The sequence below is a fragment of the Allobosea sp. NPDC055594 genome (genome assembly GCF_053618995.1).
Genome location: NZ_JBSHIO010000004.1, coordinates 172,704 through 186,241, shown reverse-complemented (window position 1 = coordinate 186,241; position 13,538 = coordinate 172,704). Strand labels below are relative to the sequence as shown.

Genomic DNA, 13,538 nt, shown 5'->3' with positions numbered 1-13,538 from the left:
ATGGTCGGGACAAGCCCGACCATGACGTCGCGGCGCACCCTCACCACGATGTGACTGAAGTCAGGATAAGCAAAAATGACCATCGCTCTCGCCATCCATGGCGGCTGCGGCACCTTGCCCAAATCCGAAATGACCGACGCCGAATGGGCCGAGGCCAAGGCCCATCTCGCCAAGTCGCTGCGTGCCGGCTGGGCGATCCTGACCAAGGGCGGCAGTGCCGTCGACGCGGTCGAAGCGGCGGTCGTGGTGATGGAGGATTCCGCTCATTTCAATGCCGGCCATGGCGCCGCCCTCAACGCCGATGGCGAGCATGAGCTCGACGCCTCGATCATGGACGGCGCGACCTTGGCGGCCGGGGCGCTCTGCGCCGTCAAGCGCATCCGCAATCCCGTCACCGCCGCCAAGGCGCTGATGCGCCGCGGCGACCCGCTGCTGCTGACCGGCCCGGCCGGCGACGCCTTCGCCCAGGCCGAGGGGCTCGACATCGTCGCCAATGAGCATTTCTCGACCGAGCGCCGGCGCAAGAACCTCGCCTCGATGAAGATCCGCGAGCTCGTCGGCACCATGGCCGGAGCGAGCGAGGCCGAGAAGCACGGCACGGTCGGCGCCGTCGCCCGCGACCAGGCCGGTCATCTCGCCGCCGCGACCTCGACCGGCGGCTATACCAACAAGCCGCCGGGCCGTGTCGGCGATTCCCCGATCATCGGCGCCGGAACCTATGCGCGCGACGGGCGCTGCGCCGTCTCCGGGACCGGCAAGGGCGAGTATTTCATCCGCTATTGCGTCGGCCACGAGATCGCGTCGCTGATCGGCTATGCCGGGCTTTCGCTGCAGGAAGCAGCCGAGCGCGCCATGGCCGAGCTGACGGCGCACAAGATCGGGGCAGGCCTCGTCGCCATCGACGCCGATGGCGAGATCGTCGCGCCCTATAACACCGGCGGCATGTATCGCGGCTGGGTCACGCCTGACGGCCTCGTCCATGTCGCGACCCATGCCGATGTCGAAGTGATGGGGCAGGCGTGAGCGGCGATTACCTCCTCTCAGCCCTCATCCTGAGGAGACCGCGTATGCGGCCGTCTCGAAGGATGTTCCAGCTGGTCAGGGAGTCTTCTGGAGCATCCTGCGAGACGCGATCTGGGATCGCTCCTCAGGATGAGGGCTTCGAGTGGGAGAAGGCGGGCTCATGACGACCGAACCGATCCTGATCTGGGGCGCAGGCGCGATCGGCGGCACGCTCGGCGCTTATTGGGCGCGGGCCGGCGTGCCCGTGCTGCTGGTCGACATCGTGCCCGAGCATGTCGAGGCCTGCCGGACATCGGGCCTATCGATAGCCGGCCCGGTCGAGGAATTTCGGCAGGTGGTGCCGGCAGCGACGCCGCAGGAGCTCTCCGGCAGCTATTCCCGCATCGTGCTGGCGGTGAAGGCCGGGGCGACGGAGGCCGCGCTCGCGGCACTGACGCCGCATCTTGCGGAAGGCGGCTTCGTGCTCTCGGCCCAGAACGGGCTCAACGAGATCACCATCGCAAGGGCGGTTGGCGAGGCGCGCACCATGGGCTGCTTCGTCAATTTCGGGGCCGACTGGCATGGTCCCGGCGAGATCCTCTATGGCAATCGCGGCGCCGTCGTCGTCGGTGAGCTCGATGGGGCGATGACCGGCCGGGCCCGCGAGATGCACCGTTTGCTCAGGTTGTTCGAGCCGGACGCGATCCTGACCGACAACATCTACGGCTATCTCTGGGGCAAGCTCGCCTATGGCGCGATGCTGTTCGGCACCGCCCTCACCAATGATTCGATGTCGGCGAACTTCGCCGATCCGGCGCGGCTGCCGGTCTGGCTGGCGCTCGGGCGCGAGGTGGGTGCTGTCGCGGCGGCGCGCGGTGTGACATCGCTCGGCTTCGGCGACTTCGATCCGAAGGTTTTCGCACCCGGCGCGCCCGAGGGCCCGCAGGTGAAGACCATTGCCTGGCTCGCCGACTATACCGCGAAGACGGCCAAGACCCATTCCGGCATCTGGCGCGACCTTGCCGTCCGCAAGCGCAGGACCGAAGCCCGGCCGCAGATCGGCATCATCTCGGCGCTCGGCCGCGAGGTCGGCGTCGCGACGCCAGCGCTCACGACGCTGGTCACGCTCATCGAAGACATCGAGGAAGGCCGCCGGCCGATGGCGTTCGAAACCCTGAAGGTGCTGATCGAGCAATGCAGATCCGTTTCGACGACCGTGTAGCCCTCGTCACCGGCGCTGCGCAGGGCATCGGCCGCGCCATCGCCGAGGCGCTGGCCCAGGCCGGCGCCCGGATCCATCTCGTCGATCTCGATGCCGAAGGCGTCACCGCCGCGGCGAGAGAACTCGGCGCGGCCGCTCATGTCGCCGATCTCGGCGGGCCCGCAGCGGCGCAGGAGACGGTCGCCGCCGTGCTTGCGGCCGAGGGTCGGCTCGACCTTCTGGCCAACGCCGCCGGCGGCGTGCGCGGCCAGGTCGGCCGGCCGATCGAGGAGATCTCCGAGTCCGACTGGCGCGCCATCTTCGCCGCCAATGTCGACGCCGCCTTCTTCCTGTCGCAGGCCGTTGCACCGGCGATGAAGCAGGCTGCTTACGGCCGCATCGTCAACATCTCCTCCGGCGCCGGCCTGCGGCCGAGCCTGACCGGCATCCAGGCCTATGCCAGCGCCAAGCACGCTCTGGTCGGGCTGACCCGGCAGCTCGCCTGGGAACTCGGCCCGCATGGCATCACCGTCAATTCGGTGGCGCCCGGCTTCGTCCGCTCCAACCCGGCGACCGAGCGGCAATGGCAGTCCTATGGCGCGGAAGGTCAGAAGCGGCTGGTCGAGGGCATCCATACCCGCCGGCTCGGCACGCCGGCCGACATCGCCCATGCCAGCCTGTTCTTCCTCTCGGAGCAGGCGGGCTGGACAACCGGCCAGGTTCTGTCGGTCGATGGCGGACGTTCCTGAGTTTCTCCCCGAAAGGGATGATCCGGCTCATTGCTGAGCCGGATTGCCACATGCGCAAGGATCGCCCTAGAGTGCGCGCCGGGCGGCACTCGCCGCCTGCCGAAAGTGAAGGGAGAGCACGTGGCAACGGGCACCGTGAAGTGGTTCAACGAGACCAAAGGGTACGGATTCATCACGCCGGATGCCGGCGGCAGCGATGTCTTCGTGCATATCAGCGCAGTCGAGCGCTCCGGCCTGCGCGGCCTGAACGAAGGCCAGAAGATCAGCTACGATCTGGAAGCAGACCGCAAGACCGGCAAGTCGGCGGCCGTCAACCTCAAGACTGCCTGAAGACACCGGCCTATCGAGGGTCGCGGACAAGCGGCGTCTGCTTCCCCGCCATATAGAACTCGTCAAGAACTGATGATTCCAGGCATTTCCGTCGCCGATCGGCGGCGGCCAGGAGCGCAAGGCAAGGCCAGGCTCCTCCGCGGCGCTGGTCGCTTGCAATCGCATCGCTGTCATCGATCTGCATTACGCCTGCTCTAAGCGGGAGGGCTTGCCATGGCGCGCCAGAGCGCCGGGGAGGGAGAGCCCAGTGGATCGCAGTTTCGACCTCGCCATCGTTGGCGCCGGTATCGTCGGCCTCGCACATGCTTTGGCCGCCGCAAGGCGCGGGCTGAAGGTCGTCGTGATCGACCGCGATGCGCAGGCCAATGGCGCGTCCGTCCGCAATTTCGGCTTCGTCACCGTCACCGGCCAGCAGGCGGGCGAAACCTGGCAGCGGGCGCGGCGCTCGCGTGATGTCTGGGCTGAAATCGCCCCGAAGGCGGGGATTTCGCTGGTCCATGCCGGGCTCTGCCTCGCCTCGCGCCGGCCGGAGGCGACCGCCGTGCTCGAGGCCTTCCTCGCCACCGAAATGGGCGAGGGCTGCGCGCTGCTGCGCGGCGAGGCCCTGGCGCAGCGCTTCCCCTTCCTCGCGCCGGGCCAGGAGGCGGCGCTCTGGAGCCCGCATGATCTGCGTGTCGAATCGCGCGAGGCGATCCCGCTGCTCGCCGCTTATCTCGCGCGCGACTGGGGCGTCTCCTTTCTGCGCCAGGCGACGGTGCGCGGCGTTGCCCTGCCGGTGATCGAGACCTCGGAAGGCGCCCTGCGCGCCGATGCCGCCATCATCTGCCCCGGCGACGATTTCACCGGCCTCCATGCCGACGAGCTCAGGCGCGCCCACCCCGCACTGACCCGCTGCAAGCTGCAGATGCTGCGGGTCCGCACCGCAACCTCCGGGCCCGACCTGCCCTGCGCGGTCATGTCGGATCTCTCGCTGGTGCGCTATCTCGGCTATGCCGAGCTGCCCGAGGCCGCCGCCCTGCGTGCCCGGCTGGAGCGCGAGCAGCCGGAACATCTCGCCAACGGCATCCACCTGATCACCGTCGCCTCGGCCGATGGCAGCCGCGTCGTCGGCGATTCCCACCATTATGCGGCAACGCCCGATCCGTTCGCGCAGCATGGCGTCGACGCTCTGATACTCGACGAATACGAGGCGGTCTTCGGCGTACGGCCTCCTGTCGAGACGCGCTGGCTCGGTACCTATGCCAGCCTGCCCGACCGGCCGATGCTGCGCGAGGCGATCGCCGAGCGTGTCCGCCTGGTGATCGTCACCTCGGGAACCGGGGCTTCCACCTCCTTCGCGATCGGCGAAGAGACCATTGCGGAGATGTTCGGATGAGCGCCGTCGCCATGCTTTCGTTCAAGGCCGTCAAGGCGGTGGTGCTGGACTGGGCCGGCACGGTCGTCGATTTCGGCTCGCGTGCGCCGATGGGCGCCTTCGTCGAGGTTTTCGCCCGTTTCGGCGTCGCCATCAGCATCGCCCAGGCCCGGGGCCCGATGGGGCTGCCGAAGCGCGCCCATATCGCCGCGCTGCTGGCCGAGCCGGCGATCGCCGAGGCCTGGCGCGCCGCTCATGGCGCGCTGCCGGGCGAGCCGGCGATCGACGCCGTCTATGCCGAGTTCGTGCCGCTGAATGCCGCCGTCGTCACCGACTATGCCGAGCTGATCCCCGGCGCCGCCGAGACTGTTGCCAATCTGCGCCGGCGCGGGCTCAGGATCGGCTCGACCACGGGCTATACCCGCGAGATCATGGAACGCCTGCTGCCGGCCGCGGCTGCGCAGGGCTATCGGCCCGACAATCTCGTCTGCGCCGGCGATCTCGCGGAAGGGCGGCCGAGTCCGCTGATGATGTATCGCTGCTTCGCCGATCTCGGCGTCTATCCGCCCGCCAGCGTCGTCAAGGTCGACGACACCGAGCCGGGCATCGCCGAAGGCGCGGCCGCCGGCTGCTGGACGGTCGGCCTCGCCGTCTCCGGCAATTGCGTCGGCCTCTCGCTGGCGGAGTGGAACGAGTTGCCCCTGCTCGAGCAGCAGGTCCTGCGCGGCAAGGCGGCGGCGCGGCTGCGGGCCGCCGGCGCCGATTATGTCGTCGACAGCATCGCCGAGCTCGTCGGCGTGGTCGAGGCGATTGATTCGACCCTGCTGGCGCGCGCCGCGGCGAAACAGCCGGCCTGAGCCCGGAACAGCGAAAGCAGGAGCACGAACGGACCGGCGACTGCCCCTCGCCGGAGCTCGCCCCGCTTTGCCCGCGAATGCGGCACGGATGCCCAATTTAGAACGATTGACAAACAAAACGGCAGCGCTGAGAGTTCGTAGGTATACAAACGAATTTCCTTGCCGGCTTGGCGCCATTGATGCGCCCGGCTTAGGGTGGGGAGCCGCGGCGAGGGGCCGCAAGCAAGAAGATCGATCAGCCAGTGGGGGACAGCCATGAAGATTGACCGTCGCCAATTCGTCAGCGGAGCCGTGATCGGAGCGGCCACGCTGGCAACGCCCTCGCTGCTGCGCGCCCAGGGTGCGCCGATCAGGATCGGCGAGATCAACAGCTACACCTCCCAGCCAGCCTTCCTGAAGCCCTATCGCCAGGGCTGGGAACTCGCGCAGGAGCAGGTCAACGCCGCCGGTGGCGTGCTCGGCCGCAAGATCGAGACGCTGTTCCGCGACGATGCCGGCAAGCCCGAGGATTCGGTGCGCCTCGCTGGCGAGCTGATCAATGCCGAGAAGGTCGATCTGCTGTCCGGCGGCTTCCTCTCCAATGTCGGCCTCGCCATCGCCGACTACGCCCTCCAGAACAAGCGGCTCTACGTCGCCTCCGAGCCGCTTTCCGACGCGATCGTCTGGGCCAAGGGCAACCGCTACACCTTCCGCCTGCGCCCCTCGACCTACATGCAGGCGGCGATGCTGGTCGAAGAGGCCGCCAAGCTCCCGGCCAAGAAATGGGCGACCGTCGCGCCGAACTATGAGTACGGCCAGTCGGCGGTGAAGTGGTTCAAGGAGCTGCTCAAGAAGGCGCGGCCCGATGTCGAGTTCGTCGCCGAGCAGTTCCCGGCGCTCGGCCGCATCGATGCGGGCGCCACCGTGCAGGCGCTCGAGGCGGCCAAGCCCGACGCGATCTTCAACGTCACCTTCGCCGCCGATCTCGCCAATTTCGTCCGCCAGGGCAATACGCGCGGGCTGTTCGAGGGCCGCGCCGTCGCCTCGATGCTGACCGGCGAGCCGGAATATCTCGACCCGCTCGGCGCCGAGGCCCCGGTCGGCTGGATCGTCACCGGCTATCCCCAGGCCGACATCCAGACGCCGGACCACGTCAAGTTCCGCGAAGCCTATCGCGCCAAGTACAACGACTATCCGCGGCTCGGCTCGGTCGTCGGCTACGACACGATGAACGCCATCGCCGCCGGCCTCGCCAAGGCGGGCACGACCGACAATGAGAAGCTCGTCGACGCGCTGAAGGGGCTGAAGTTCACCTCGGCCTTCGGCCCGGTCGAGTTCCGCGCTTCCGACCATCAGGCGACGCTCGGCGCCTATGTCGGCAAGACCGCGGTCAAGAACGGCAAGGGCGTGATGGTCGACTGGCGCTATGCCGACGGTGCCAAATACCTGCCCTCGGATGCCGAGGTGAAGGCGCTGCGCCCGGCGGGCTGAAGTCGCCGGTTCGACTGGTTTCGTCGACGAAAAGACAGCGACTGCGGCTCCGAAAGGACCTGCGGCCTGTAACGAGGTGCGCCGTCATTCCCGGCCGCAGCGCAGCGGAGCGCCGGGATCCATTGTAGAGCGCCGCGTTCTAAGATGGATCCCGGAGCGACCTTCGGTCGTCCGGGATGACACGCGGTTGGAATGCGCTTTGGCAGCTCCCGAATGAGACCTCATCCATGATCGACCTGATTTTCGCGCAGACGCTGAACGGTCTGGCCTCGGCCTCGTCGCTGTTCCTCGTCGCCTGCGGGCTCTCGATCATCTTCGGCGTGACGCGGATCGTGAACTTCGCGCATGGCTCCTTCTACATGCTGGGCGCCTATCTCGCCTTCACGCTGGTCTCCTATTTCGGCGGCTCCGAAGCGCTCGGCTTCTGGGGCGGGGTCGTGCTCGCCGCGTTGATCGTTGCGGCGATCGGTGCCCTGGTCGAGATCACCGTATTGCGCCGGATCTATCAGGCGCCGGAACTCTTCCAGCTGCTCGCCACCTTCGGCCTGGTGCTGATGGTGCAGGACATCGCACTCGCGATCTGGGGAGCGGAGGACAAGCTCGGCCCGCGCGCGCCGGGCTTCAAGAGCTTCGTCGTGCTGATGGGCAGCCGCTTCCCGACCTATGAGCTCTTCCTGATCGTGGTCGGGCCGATCATGCTCGCCCTGCTCTGGTTCCTGTTCCAGAAGACGCGCTGGGGCACTTTGGTGCGCGCCGCGACGCAGGACCGCGAGATGGTCGGCGCGCTCGGCGTCAACCAGCGCCTGCTCTTCACCTCGGTCTTCGCCTTCGGCGCGGGGCTCGCCGGGCTCGGTGGCGCGCTGCAGCTCCCGCGCGAGGCGGTCAACCTGCACATGGACCTGTCGATGATCGCCGAGGCCTTCGTCGTGGTCGTCGTCGGCGGGCTCGGCAGCGTCACTGGTGCCTATCTCGCCGCCGTGCTGATCGGCGTGATCCACGCCTTCGGCATCCTGATCTTCCCGAAGATCACGCTCGTCCTGGTCTTCCTGGTCATGGCGGTGGTGCTGATGGTCAAGCCCTATGGGCTGATGGGCAGGCGGCCGGTCGGCAGCGCCCATGCCCATGGCCCGGTCGAGCCCTTGCTGCTGCCGGCGAGCTCCGCCGCCAAGGGCCTCGGCCTGCTGGCGCTGGCACTGCTCCTGGTTGCGCCCTTCATCGTCGCCGATCACTGGCTGCTGACCCTGACCGAGCTCTCGATCTTCGCGCTCTTCGCCGCGTCGCTGCACCTGATGATGGGGCCCGGGGGCATGGCCTCCTTCGGCCACGCCGCCTATTTCGGCCTCGGCGCCTATGGCGCGGCGCTCGCCGTGAAATGGCTCGCTCTGCCGATGCTGCCGGCGCTCGCCTTTGCGCCCTTCCTGGCGGGCATTGCCGGCTTCGTCTTCGGCTGGTTCTGCGTCCGGCTCTCGGGCGTCTATCTGGCGATGCTGACGCTGGCCTTCGCCCAGATCGCCTGGGCGACCGCCTTCCAATGGGTCGATCTCACCGGCGGCGACAACGGCATCCTCGGCGTCTGGCCGGCTGCCTGGGCGAGCTCGAAACTGGTTTTCTATTATCTCACGCTGGTGATCTGCGTCGCCTTCGTGCTGCTGCTGCGGGTCTTCGTCTTCGCGCCCTTCGGCTATGCTCTGCGGGCGGGGCGCGACAGCCCGCTCAGGGCCGAGGCGATCGGCCTGCCGGTGATGCGCATCCAGTGGCTCGCCTTCATCATCGCCGCCTTCGCGGCGGGCATTGCCGGCTCGCTCTTCGCCTTCTTCAAGGGGTCGGTCTTCCCGACCTATATGGCGATCCCGCGCTCGGTCGACGCGCTGCTGATGGTGCTGCTCGGCGGCGTCCAGACGGTTTCGGGCCCGATCGTCGGCGCCTTCGCCTTCATGGGCCTGCAGGAGCAGCTCGCCAAGGCGACGATGTACTGGCGTTTCGTGCTCGGCGCCTCGATCGTGCTGCTCGTCATCCTGTTCCCGCGCGGGCTGGTCGGCACCACGCTCGCGCTTGCCGAGCGCCGCCGCGAGGATGGCGGCGCCGCGCCTGCCGCCACGCCGGAGCCCGCCCGATGACGCCGGTCCTCGAAGTCCGCAATCTCGGCAAATCCTTCGGCGGCGTCCGCGCCGTCGACGATGTCAGCTTTGAGGTCGAGGCCGGCAAGCTGCTCGCTCTGATCGGCCCGAACGGCGCCGGCAAGACCACCTGCTTCAACATGCTGAACGGCCAGCTGCCCTCCGATCGCGGCGAGGTCATCCTCGCCGGCCGCCGCATCAGCGGGCTGAAGCCGCGCGAGGTCTGGCGGCTCGGCGTTGGCCGCACCTTCCAGATCACCGCCACCTTCGCTTCGATGAGCGTGCGCGAGAACGTCCAGATGGCGCTGATCTCGCATGCCGGCGAGATCTGGAAACTGTTCGGCCGGGCCAAGGATCGCTACGTCGCCGAAGCCGACGCGCTGCTCAGCCAAGTCGGCATGCTCGATCAGGCCGAGCGCGCCTGCGGCGTGCTCGCCTATGGCGATCTGAAGCGCGTCGAGCTCGCCGTCGCCATCGCCAACCAGCCAAAACTCCTGCTGATGGACGAGCCGACGGCCGGCATGGCGCCGCGCGAGCGCATCGCCCTGATGGCGCTGACCGCCGAAATCGCCCGGCAGCGTGGCATCGCCGTGCTCTTCACCGAGCACGACATGGATGTCGTCTTCGCCCATTCCGATGCCGTGCTGGTGCTCGACCGCGGCCGGTTGATCGCACAGGGCAAGGCCGAGGAGGTCCGCAACGACCCGGCGGTACGCGCCGTCTATCTTGGCTCCGGCGCGACTTCGGGAGGCCATTGATGAGCGCCACCATGCTCGAGATCGAAGGGCTGAACGCCTATTACGGCCGCGCCCATATCCTGCAGGGCGTCGGCTTCTCGATGGACCGCGGCGAGGTGCTGGCGCTGATGGGCCGCAATGGCGCCGGCAAGTCGACGACGATGAAGGCGGTGATGGGGCTCGTTGCGCCGCAATCGGGCCGCGTCGTCTTCGACGGGCAGCCGATCGCCGGGCGCGAGCCCTTCGAGATCGCAAGGCTCGGCCTCGGCTATGTCCCCGAGGACCGGCGGGTCTTCTCCGAGCTCAGCGTCATGGAGAACCTCGCCGTCGGGCGCCGGCCGCGCCGCGAGAACGTGCCCTACTGGACGCCGGAGCGCCTGTTCGAGCTCTTCCCCAATCTCGGCCGCATGCGCGACCGGCCGGGCGGGGCGATGTCGGGCGGTGAGCAGCAGATGCTGACCATCGCCCGCACCTTGATGGGCAATCCCAGCCTCGTCCTGCTCGACGAGCCCTCGGAAGGGCTCGCCCCGGTCATCGTCGAGGAGATGGCCAAGACCATTCTGGCGCTGAAGAGCGAGGGGCTCTCGGTGCTGATCTCCGAGCAGAACCTGCATTTCGCCGGCTCGGTCGCCGACCGCGCCACGATCATTGAGAAGGGTCTGATCCGCTTCTCCGGCACCATGGCCGAGCTCAAGGCGAATGAGGCCGTGCGCTCGCAGTATCTATCGGTCTAGCAGGGCCAGCGAAATTACGCCGGAAGCCCGGATCTTCGGCGACCCGCGAAGTTGAAAGCACTCAATGCTCCCACTACCGACAACCTAGAAGCGATCGAGAACGATCTTTCCCAGTGTGGGTGTCGCCATTTTGTAGTCCGCAAATGCGCACGCCGAACGGCTCTCTCGCCATCGCAAAACGCAATGGCGAGCTAGACCGAATCGGCACTTTCGGTTATAAATGAAGACCCGCCGGAGTGGCGTAAGCCACCCTGGGCGGGCGAGCCAAAGATAGCCTGCCAGAGCTTCAGCCCTAGCTACGCTATTATGACGGCTTGCCACATGGGATACTCCTTTCTCGGCCTCGGCCGCAGTTTGGTAGACTCTCGTGAAGCCAACGGGCGATGTCTTGGAGGACACCCGTTAGCGGTGGAAAGGTGGAGGCGGGGGGAGTCGAACTCCAGGGGGAGACGCTGCAAATCGTTCCCTGGCACCGGCCTAGCCGCCCCCATTCTCAGCGGGTCCAGTCTTCGGACTGGGCCCGTTTTCTTGTTGATTGCTTCTATTGCCGCTTCGACCGTCGACGAGAAGGTCGTCGAATTCGTCGTCGACCGTGGGTTTACGCTTTACTGTCCAGCCGAGTCTGCCATGTGAGAGAAACTCATCGCTGTTGTGCAAGAGTGCCGACAGGTTGTTCTGCGGATCGTTCCCACCCAGCTTGATTCCTCGTGCCTCCACCAGCTTGAAGATCTCAGCTGTCTTCATTGGCAAACTCTGCTCCCGAAGAATCTCTCTTGCCGCAGCCAAAGCCTGCTGCCTCTCGGGGGAGGTACGTCGATTGCTCGGTTTGGGGGAACGATCTGGCTCGATGGCCGCAATCTGTATTGCCGTCGCCTCAGGCGCCTGCCGCCCTTCGTAGAGAGCCAGCATTTTTTGCAGCTCGTGCAACTTGATCGCGCGCGGATCGGGAGACGCTCGAAGCGACGCTTCGAGCCCGGCAATCTCAGCCCTCATGGCAGCGACGAAGTCCATGACAGAGTCCCCTGTGCCACGCCTATATAACACAGATCGGGGCTGTCCCAATATCCCACAATGGGAAAACGCTGCCAATTTTGAAAATTTTGTAGTTAAAAGTTGGCAAGACCGACTTGACAAGTGGGAGTAATTAATTCGCGCTCACGCGAATCGTGATCGGGCTGTGGCATTAAGGGAGTCGTCGCCCTACCCACGGTGGGTAAGTGCTTGTAGTTGGATGAGCTCTTGCCCACGCAGAGACAAAAAACCCCGGAAGCTTGCGCTTCCGGGGCAGGTGCCCGGCAGTGACCATGCCAGGTGGGAGGAAGCTTACCAGCCGGCCAGGACCTGGCCCTTGAAGCGCTCGGCGACGAAGGCCTTCACCTCGGGCGTGTGATAGGTCTCAAGCAGCGTCTTGACCCAGGGCTTGTCCTTGTCGGCGGTGCGCACCGCGATGACGTTGACATAGGGACCCTTGGCGTCCTCGCGCAGGATCGCCGAGGTCGGCTCGATCTTGGCGTCGACGGCATAGTTGGTGTTGATCGCGGCGGCGGCGACGTCGGCCAGCGAGCGCGGCGTCTGGGCGGCCTCGATCTCGATGATCTTCAGCTTCTTCGGGTTCGAGGTGATGTCGGCGACCGTCGGCTTGAAGCCGGTGCCGTCCTTCAGCTTGATCACGCCCTTGTCCTGCAGCAGCAGCAGGGCACGGCCGCCATTGGTCGGGTCGTTCTGGATCGCGACCGTGGCCCCGTCCGGAATCTCGGCCCAGCTCTTGTACTTCGACGAGTAGATGCCGAGCGGGAAGTTCACGGTCAGGCCGACGCTGGTCAGCTTGAAATTCCGGTCCTTCACCTGGTTGTCGAGATAGGGCTGGTGCTGGAAGGAGTTGGCCTCGAGCTCGCCGGCGTCGAGCGCCTGGTTCGGCACGACATAGTCGGAGAACTCGATGATCTTGATGTCGAGCCCCTTCTGGGCGGCGAGCGGCTTCACCTTCTCGAGGATCTCGGCATGCGGGCCGGGCGAGACCCCGATGCGGAGCACCTGGTTCTGCTGGGCGAGCGCCGGGCCGGCGACGGTGACTGCGAAAGCGGCGGCGAGAATGGTCCTGCGGGTGGTCATGGAACGGACTCCGTTCTTGGAGATTGCGGGAGGCGACGGCTTCACCAGGTAGGCAGGATCGAGCCCTTGAAGCGCTCGGCGACGAAGGCCTTGATCTCGGGCGAGCGGTAGCTGTCGACCAGCGCCTGAACCCAGGGCTTGTCCTTGTCGACGCTGCGCACCGCGATCAGGTTGGTGTAGGGGCCCTTGGGCGCCTCGCGCAGGATCGCCGAGTTCGGGTCGAGCTTGGCGTCGACAGCATAGCTCGTATTGATCGCCGCGGCAGCGACGTCGGCGAGCGAGCGCACCGTCTGCCCGGCCTCGATCTCGACGATCTTCAGCTTCTTCGGGTTCTCGGTGATGTCGAGCACGGTCGGCTTGAAGCCGGTGCCGTCCTTCAGCTTGATCACGCCCTTGTCCTGCAGCAGCAGCAGGGCGCGGCCACCATTGGTCGGGTCGTTCTGGATCGAGACGGTGGCGCCGTCCGGCACCTCGGCCCAGCTCTTGTACTTCGCCGAGTAGATCCCCATCGGGAAATTGACGGTGGTCGCGACGCTCGCGATCTTGAAGCCGCGATCCTTCACCTGGTTGTCGAGATAGGGCTGGTGCTGGAAGGCATTGGCCTCGAGGTCGCCGGTGTCGAGCGCCTGGTTCGGGATGACGAAATCCGAGAACTCGAAGATTTTGAGCTCATAGCCCTTCTTGGCGATGATCGGCTTGATCTGCTCGACGATCTCGGCATGCGGGCCGGGGGTGACGCCGATGCGGATCACCTGGTTCTGCTGGGCGAGGGCGCCCGAAGCGGACAAGGAGAGGGCGGCGGCGGCAGCCAGCAGGCTGCGCCGGGAAAGCAAGGTCGACATGGTAGGCTCCGGCTGAGGAAGAAGGTTCGCTTG

At 66.7% G+C, this 13,538-nt stretch carries 13 protein-coding genes; 10 read left to right on the top strand and 3 right to left on the bottom strand.

The annotated features are described in order from the left end of the window. Positions 1-75: 75 nt before the first annotated feature. From ACWGRX_RS10410 to ACWGRX_RS10365, 10 genes are all read left to right on the top strand, one after another. Positions 76-1,023 (top strand): isoaspartyl peptidase/L-asparaginase family protein, encoded by a 948-nt coding sequence (locus tag ACWGRX_RS10410; RefSeq protein ID WP_452117490.1) that lies wholly within the window; start codon positions 76-78, stop codon positions 1,021-1,023. Positions 1,024-1,183: 160 nt separating this feature from the next. Next, positions 1,184-2,224 (top strand): ketopantoate reductase family protein, encoded by a 1,041-nt coding sequence (locus tag ACWGRX_RS10405; protein WP_452117489.1) that lies wholly within the window; start codon positions 1,184-1,186, stop codon positions 2,222-2,224. Continuing rightward, entirely contained in the window at positions 2,197-2,952 is a 756-nt protein-coding gene (locus tag ACWGRX_RS10400; protein WP_452117488.1) for an SDR family NAD(P)-dependent oxidoreductase, read from the top strand. The genes ACWGRX_RS10405 and ACWGRX_RS10400 overlap by 28 nt, the downstream gene beginning before the upstream one ends. A 120-nt stretch (positions 2,953-3,072) precedes the next feature. Next, positions 3,073-3,282 carry a cold-shock protein gene (locus ACWGRX_RS10395; protein WP_291638004.1) on the top strand — a complete coding sequence of 70 codons (210 nt, stop codon included), beginning with the start codon at positions 3,073-3,075 and terminating at the stop codon, positions 3,280-3,282. A gap of 247 nt (positions 3,283-3,529) precedes the next feature. Further along, positions 3,530-4,657 carry a TIGR03364 family FAD-dependent oxidoreductase gene (locus tag ACWGRX_RS10390; RefSeq protein ID WP_452117487.1) on the top strand — a complete coding sequence of 376 codons (1,128 nt, stop codon included), beginning with the start codon at positions 3,530-3,532 and terminating at the stop codon, positions 4,655-4,657. Further along, positions 4,654-5,493, top strand: coding sequence for a phosphonoacetaldehyde hydrolase (phnX, locus tag ACWGRX_RS10385; protein WP_452117486.1), 840 nt, complete (start codon positions 4,654-4,656; stop codon positions 5,491-5,493). The genes ACWGRX_RS10390 and phnX overlap by 4 nt, the downstream gene beginning before the upstream one ends. Positions 5,494-5,748: 255 nt before the next feature. Beyond that, positions 5,749-6,963 carry an ABC transporter substrate-binding protein gene (locus ACWGRX_RS10380; RefSeq protein WP_291637998.1) on the top strand — a complete coding sequence of 405 codons (1,215 nt, stop codon included), beginning with the start codon at positions 5,749-5,751 and terminating at the stop codon, positions 6,961-6,963. A 230-nt stretch (positions 6,964-7,193) separates the two neighbouring features. After that, a complete protein-coding gene (locus ACWGRX_RS10375; RefSeq protein ID WP_452117658.1) occupies positions 7,194-9,080 on the top strand; it encodes an ABC transporter permease in 1,887 nt (628 codons plus the stop codon). Then, positions 9,077-9,838: an ABC transporter ATP-binding protein gene (locus ACWGRX_RS10370; protein WP_452117485.1), complete on the top strand. Its 762-nt coding sequence runs from the start codon at positions 9,077-9,079 to the stop codon at positions 9,836-9,838. Before ACWGRX_RS10375 ends, ACWGRX_RS10370 begins: the two co-directional genes overlap by 4 nt. After that, positions 9,838-10,551, top strand: coding sequence for an ABC transporter ATP-binding protein (locus ACWGRX_RS10365; protein ID WP_452117484.1), 714 nt, complete (start codon positions 9,838-9,840; stop codon positions 10,549-10,551). The genes ACWGRX_RS10370 and ACWGRX_RS10365 overlap by 1 nt, the downstream gene beginning before the upstream one ends. A gap of 477 nt (positions 10,552-11,028) precedes the next feature. On the opposite strand, the gene ACWGRX_RS10360 is transcribed toward ACWGRX_RS10365, so the two are convergent. From ACWGRX_RS10360 to ACWGRX_RS10350, 3 genes are all read right to left on the bottom strand, one after another. Next, positions 11,029-11,562, bottom strand: coding sequence for a hypothetical protein (locus ACWGRX_RS10360; protein ID WP_452117483.1), 534 nt, complete (start codon positions 11,560-11,562; stop codon positions 11,029-11,031). A gap of 312 nt (positions 11,563-11,874) precedes the next feature. After that, positions 11,875-12,663 (bottom strand): MetQ/NlpA family ABC transporter substrate-binding protein, encoded by a 789-nt coding sequence (locus ACWGRX_RS10355; protein WP_452117482.1) that lies wholly within the window; start codon positions 12,661-12,663, stop codon positions 11,875-11,877. Between the two features lie 41 nt (positions 12,664-12,704). Continuing rightward, the gene (locus tag ACWGRX_RS10350; protein ID WP_452117481.1) at positions 12,705-13,505 is read right to left on the bottom strand and encodes a MetQ/NlpA family ABC transporter substrate-binding protein; all 801 of its coding nucleotides are present in this window, start codon (positions 13,503-13,505) and stop codon (positions 12,705-12,707) included. Positions 13,506-13,538 lie beyond the last annotated feature (33 nt).

Excerpts from the sequence above, each read along its gene's own strand:
- ACWGRX_RS10400 (WP_452117488.1), top strand. The coding sequence starts at position 2,197 with ATGCAGATCCGTTTCGACGACCGTGTAGCCCTCGTCACCGGCGCTGCG.
- phnX (WP_452117486.1), top strand. The coding sequence starts at position 4,654 with ATGAGCGCCGTCGCCATGCTTTCGTTCAAGGCCGTCAAGGCGGTGGTG.
- ACWGRX_RS10370 (WP_452117485.1), top strand. The coding sequence starts at position 9,077 with ATGACGCCGGTCCTCGAAGTCCGCAATCTCGGCAAATCCTTCGGCGGC.
- ACWGRX_RS10355 (WP_452117482.1), bottom strand. The coding sequence starts at position 12,663 with ATGACCACCCGCAGGACCATTCTCGCCGCCGCTTTCGCAGTCACCGTC.
- ACWGRX_RS10360 (WP_452117483.1), bottom strand. The coding sequence starts at position 11,562 with ATGGACTTCGTCGCTGCCATGAGGGCTGAGATTGCCGGGCTCGAAGCG.
- ACWGRX_RS10380 (WP_291637998.1), top strand. The coding sequence starts at position 5,749 with ATGAAGATTGACCGTCGCCAATTCGTCAGCGGAGCCGTGATCGGAGCG.
- ACWGRX_RS10405 (WP_452117489.1), top strand. The coding sequence starts at position 1,184 with ATGACGACCGAACCGATCCTGATCTGGGGCGCAGGCGCGATCGGCGGC.
- ACWGRX_RS10365 (WP_452117484.1), top strand. The coding sequence starts at position 9,838 with ATGAGCGCCACCATGCTCGAGATCGAAGGGCTGAACGCCTATTACGGC.
- ACWGRX_RS10410 (WP_452117490.1), top strand. The coding sequence starts at position 76 with ATGACCATCGCTCTCGCCATCCATGGCGGCTGCGGCACCTTGCCCAAA.
- ACWGRX_RS10350 (WP_452117481.1), bottom strand. The coding sequence starts at position 13,505 with ATGTCGACCTTGCTTTCCCGGCGCAGCCTGCTGGCTGCCGCCGCCGCC.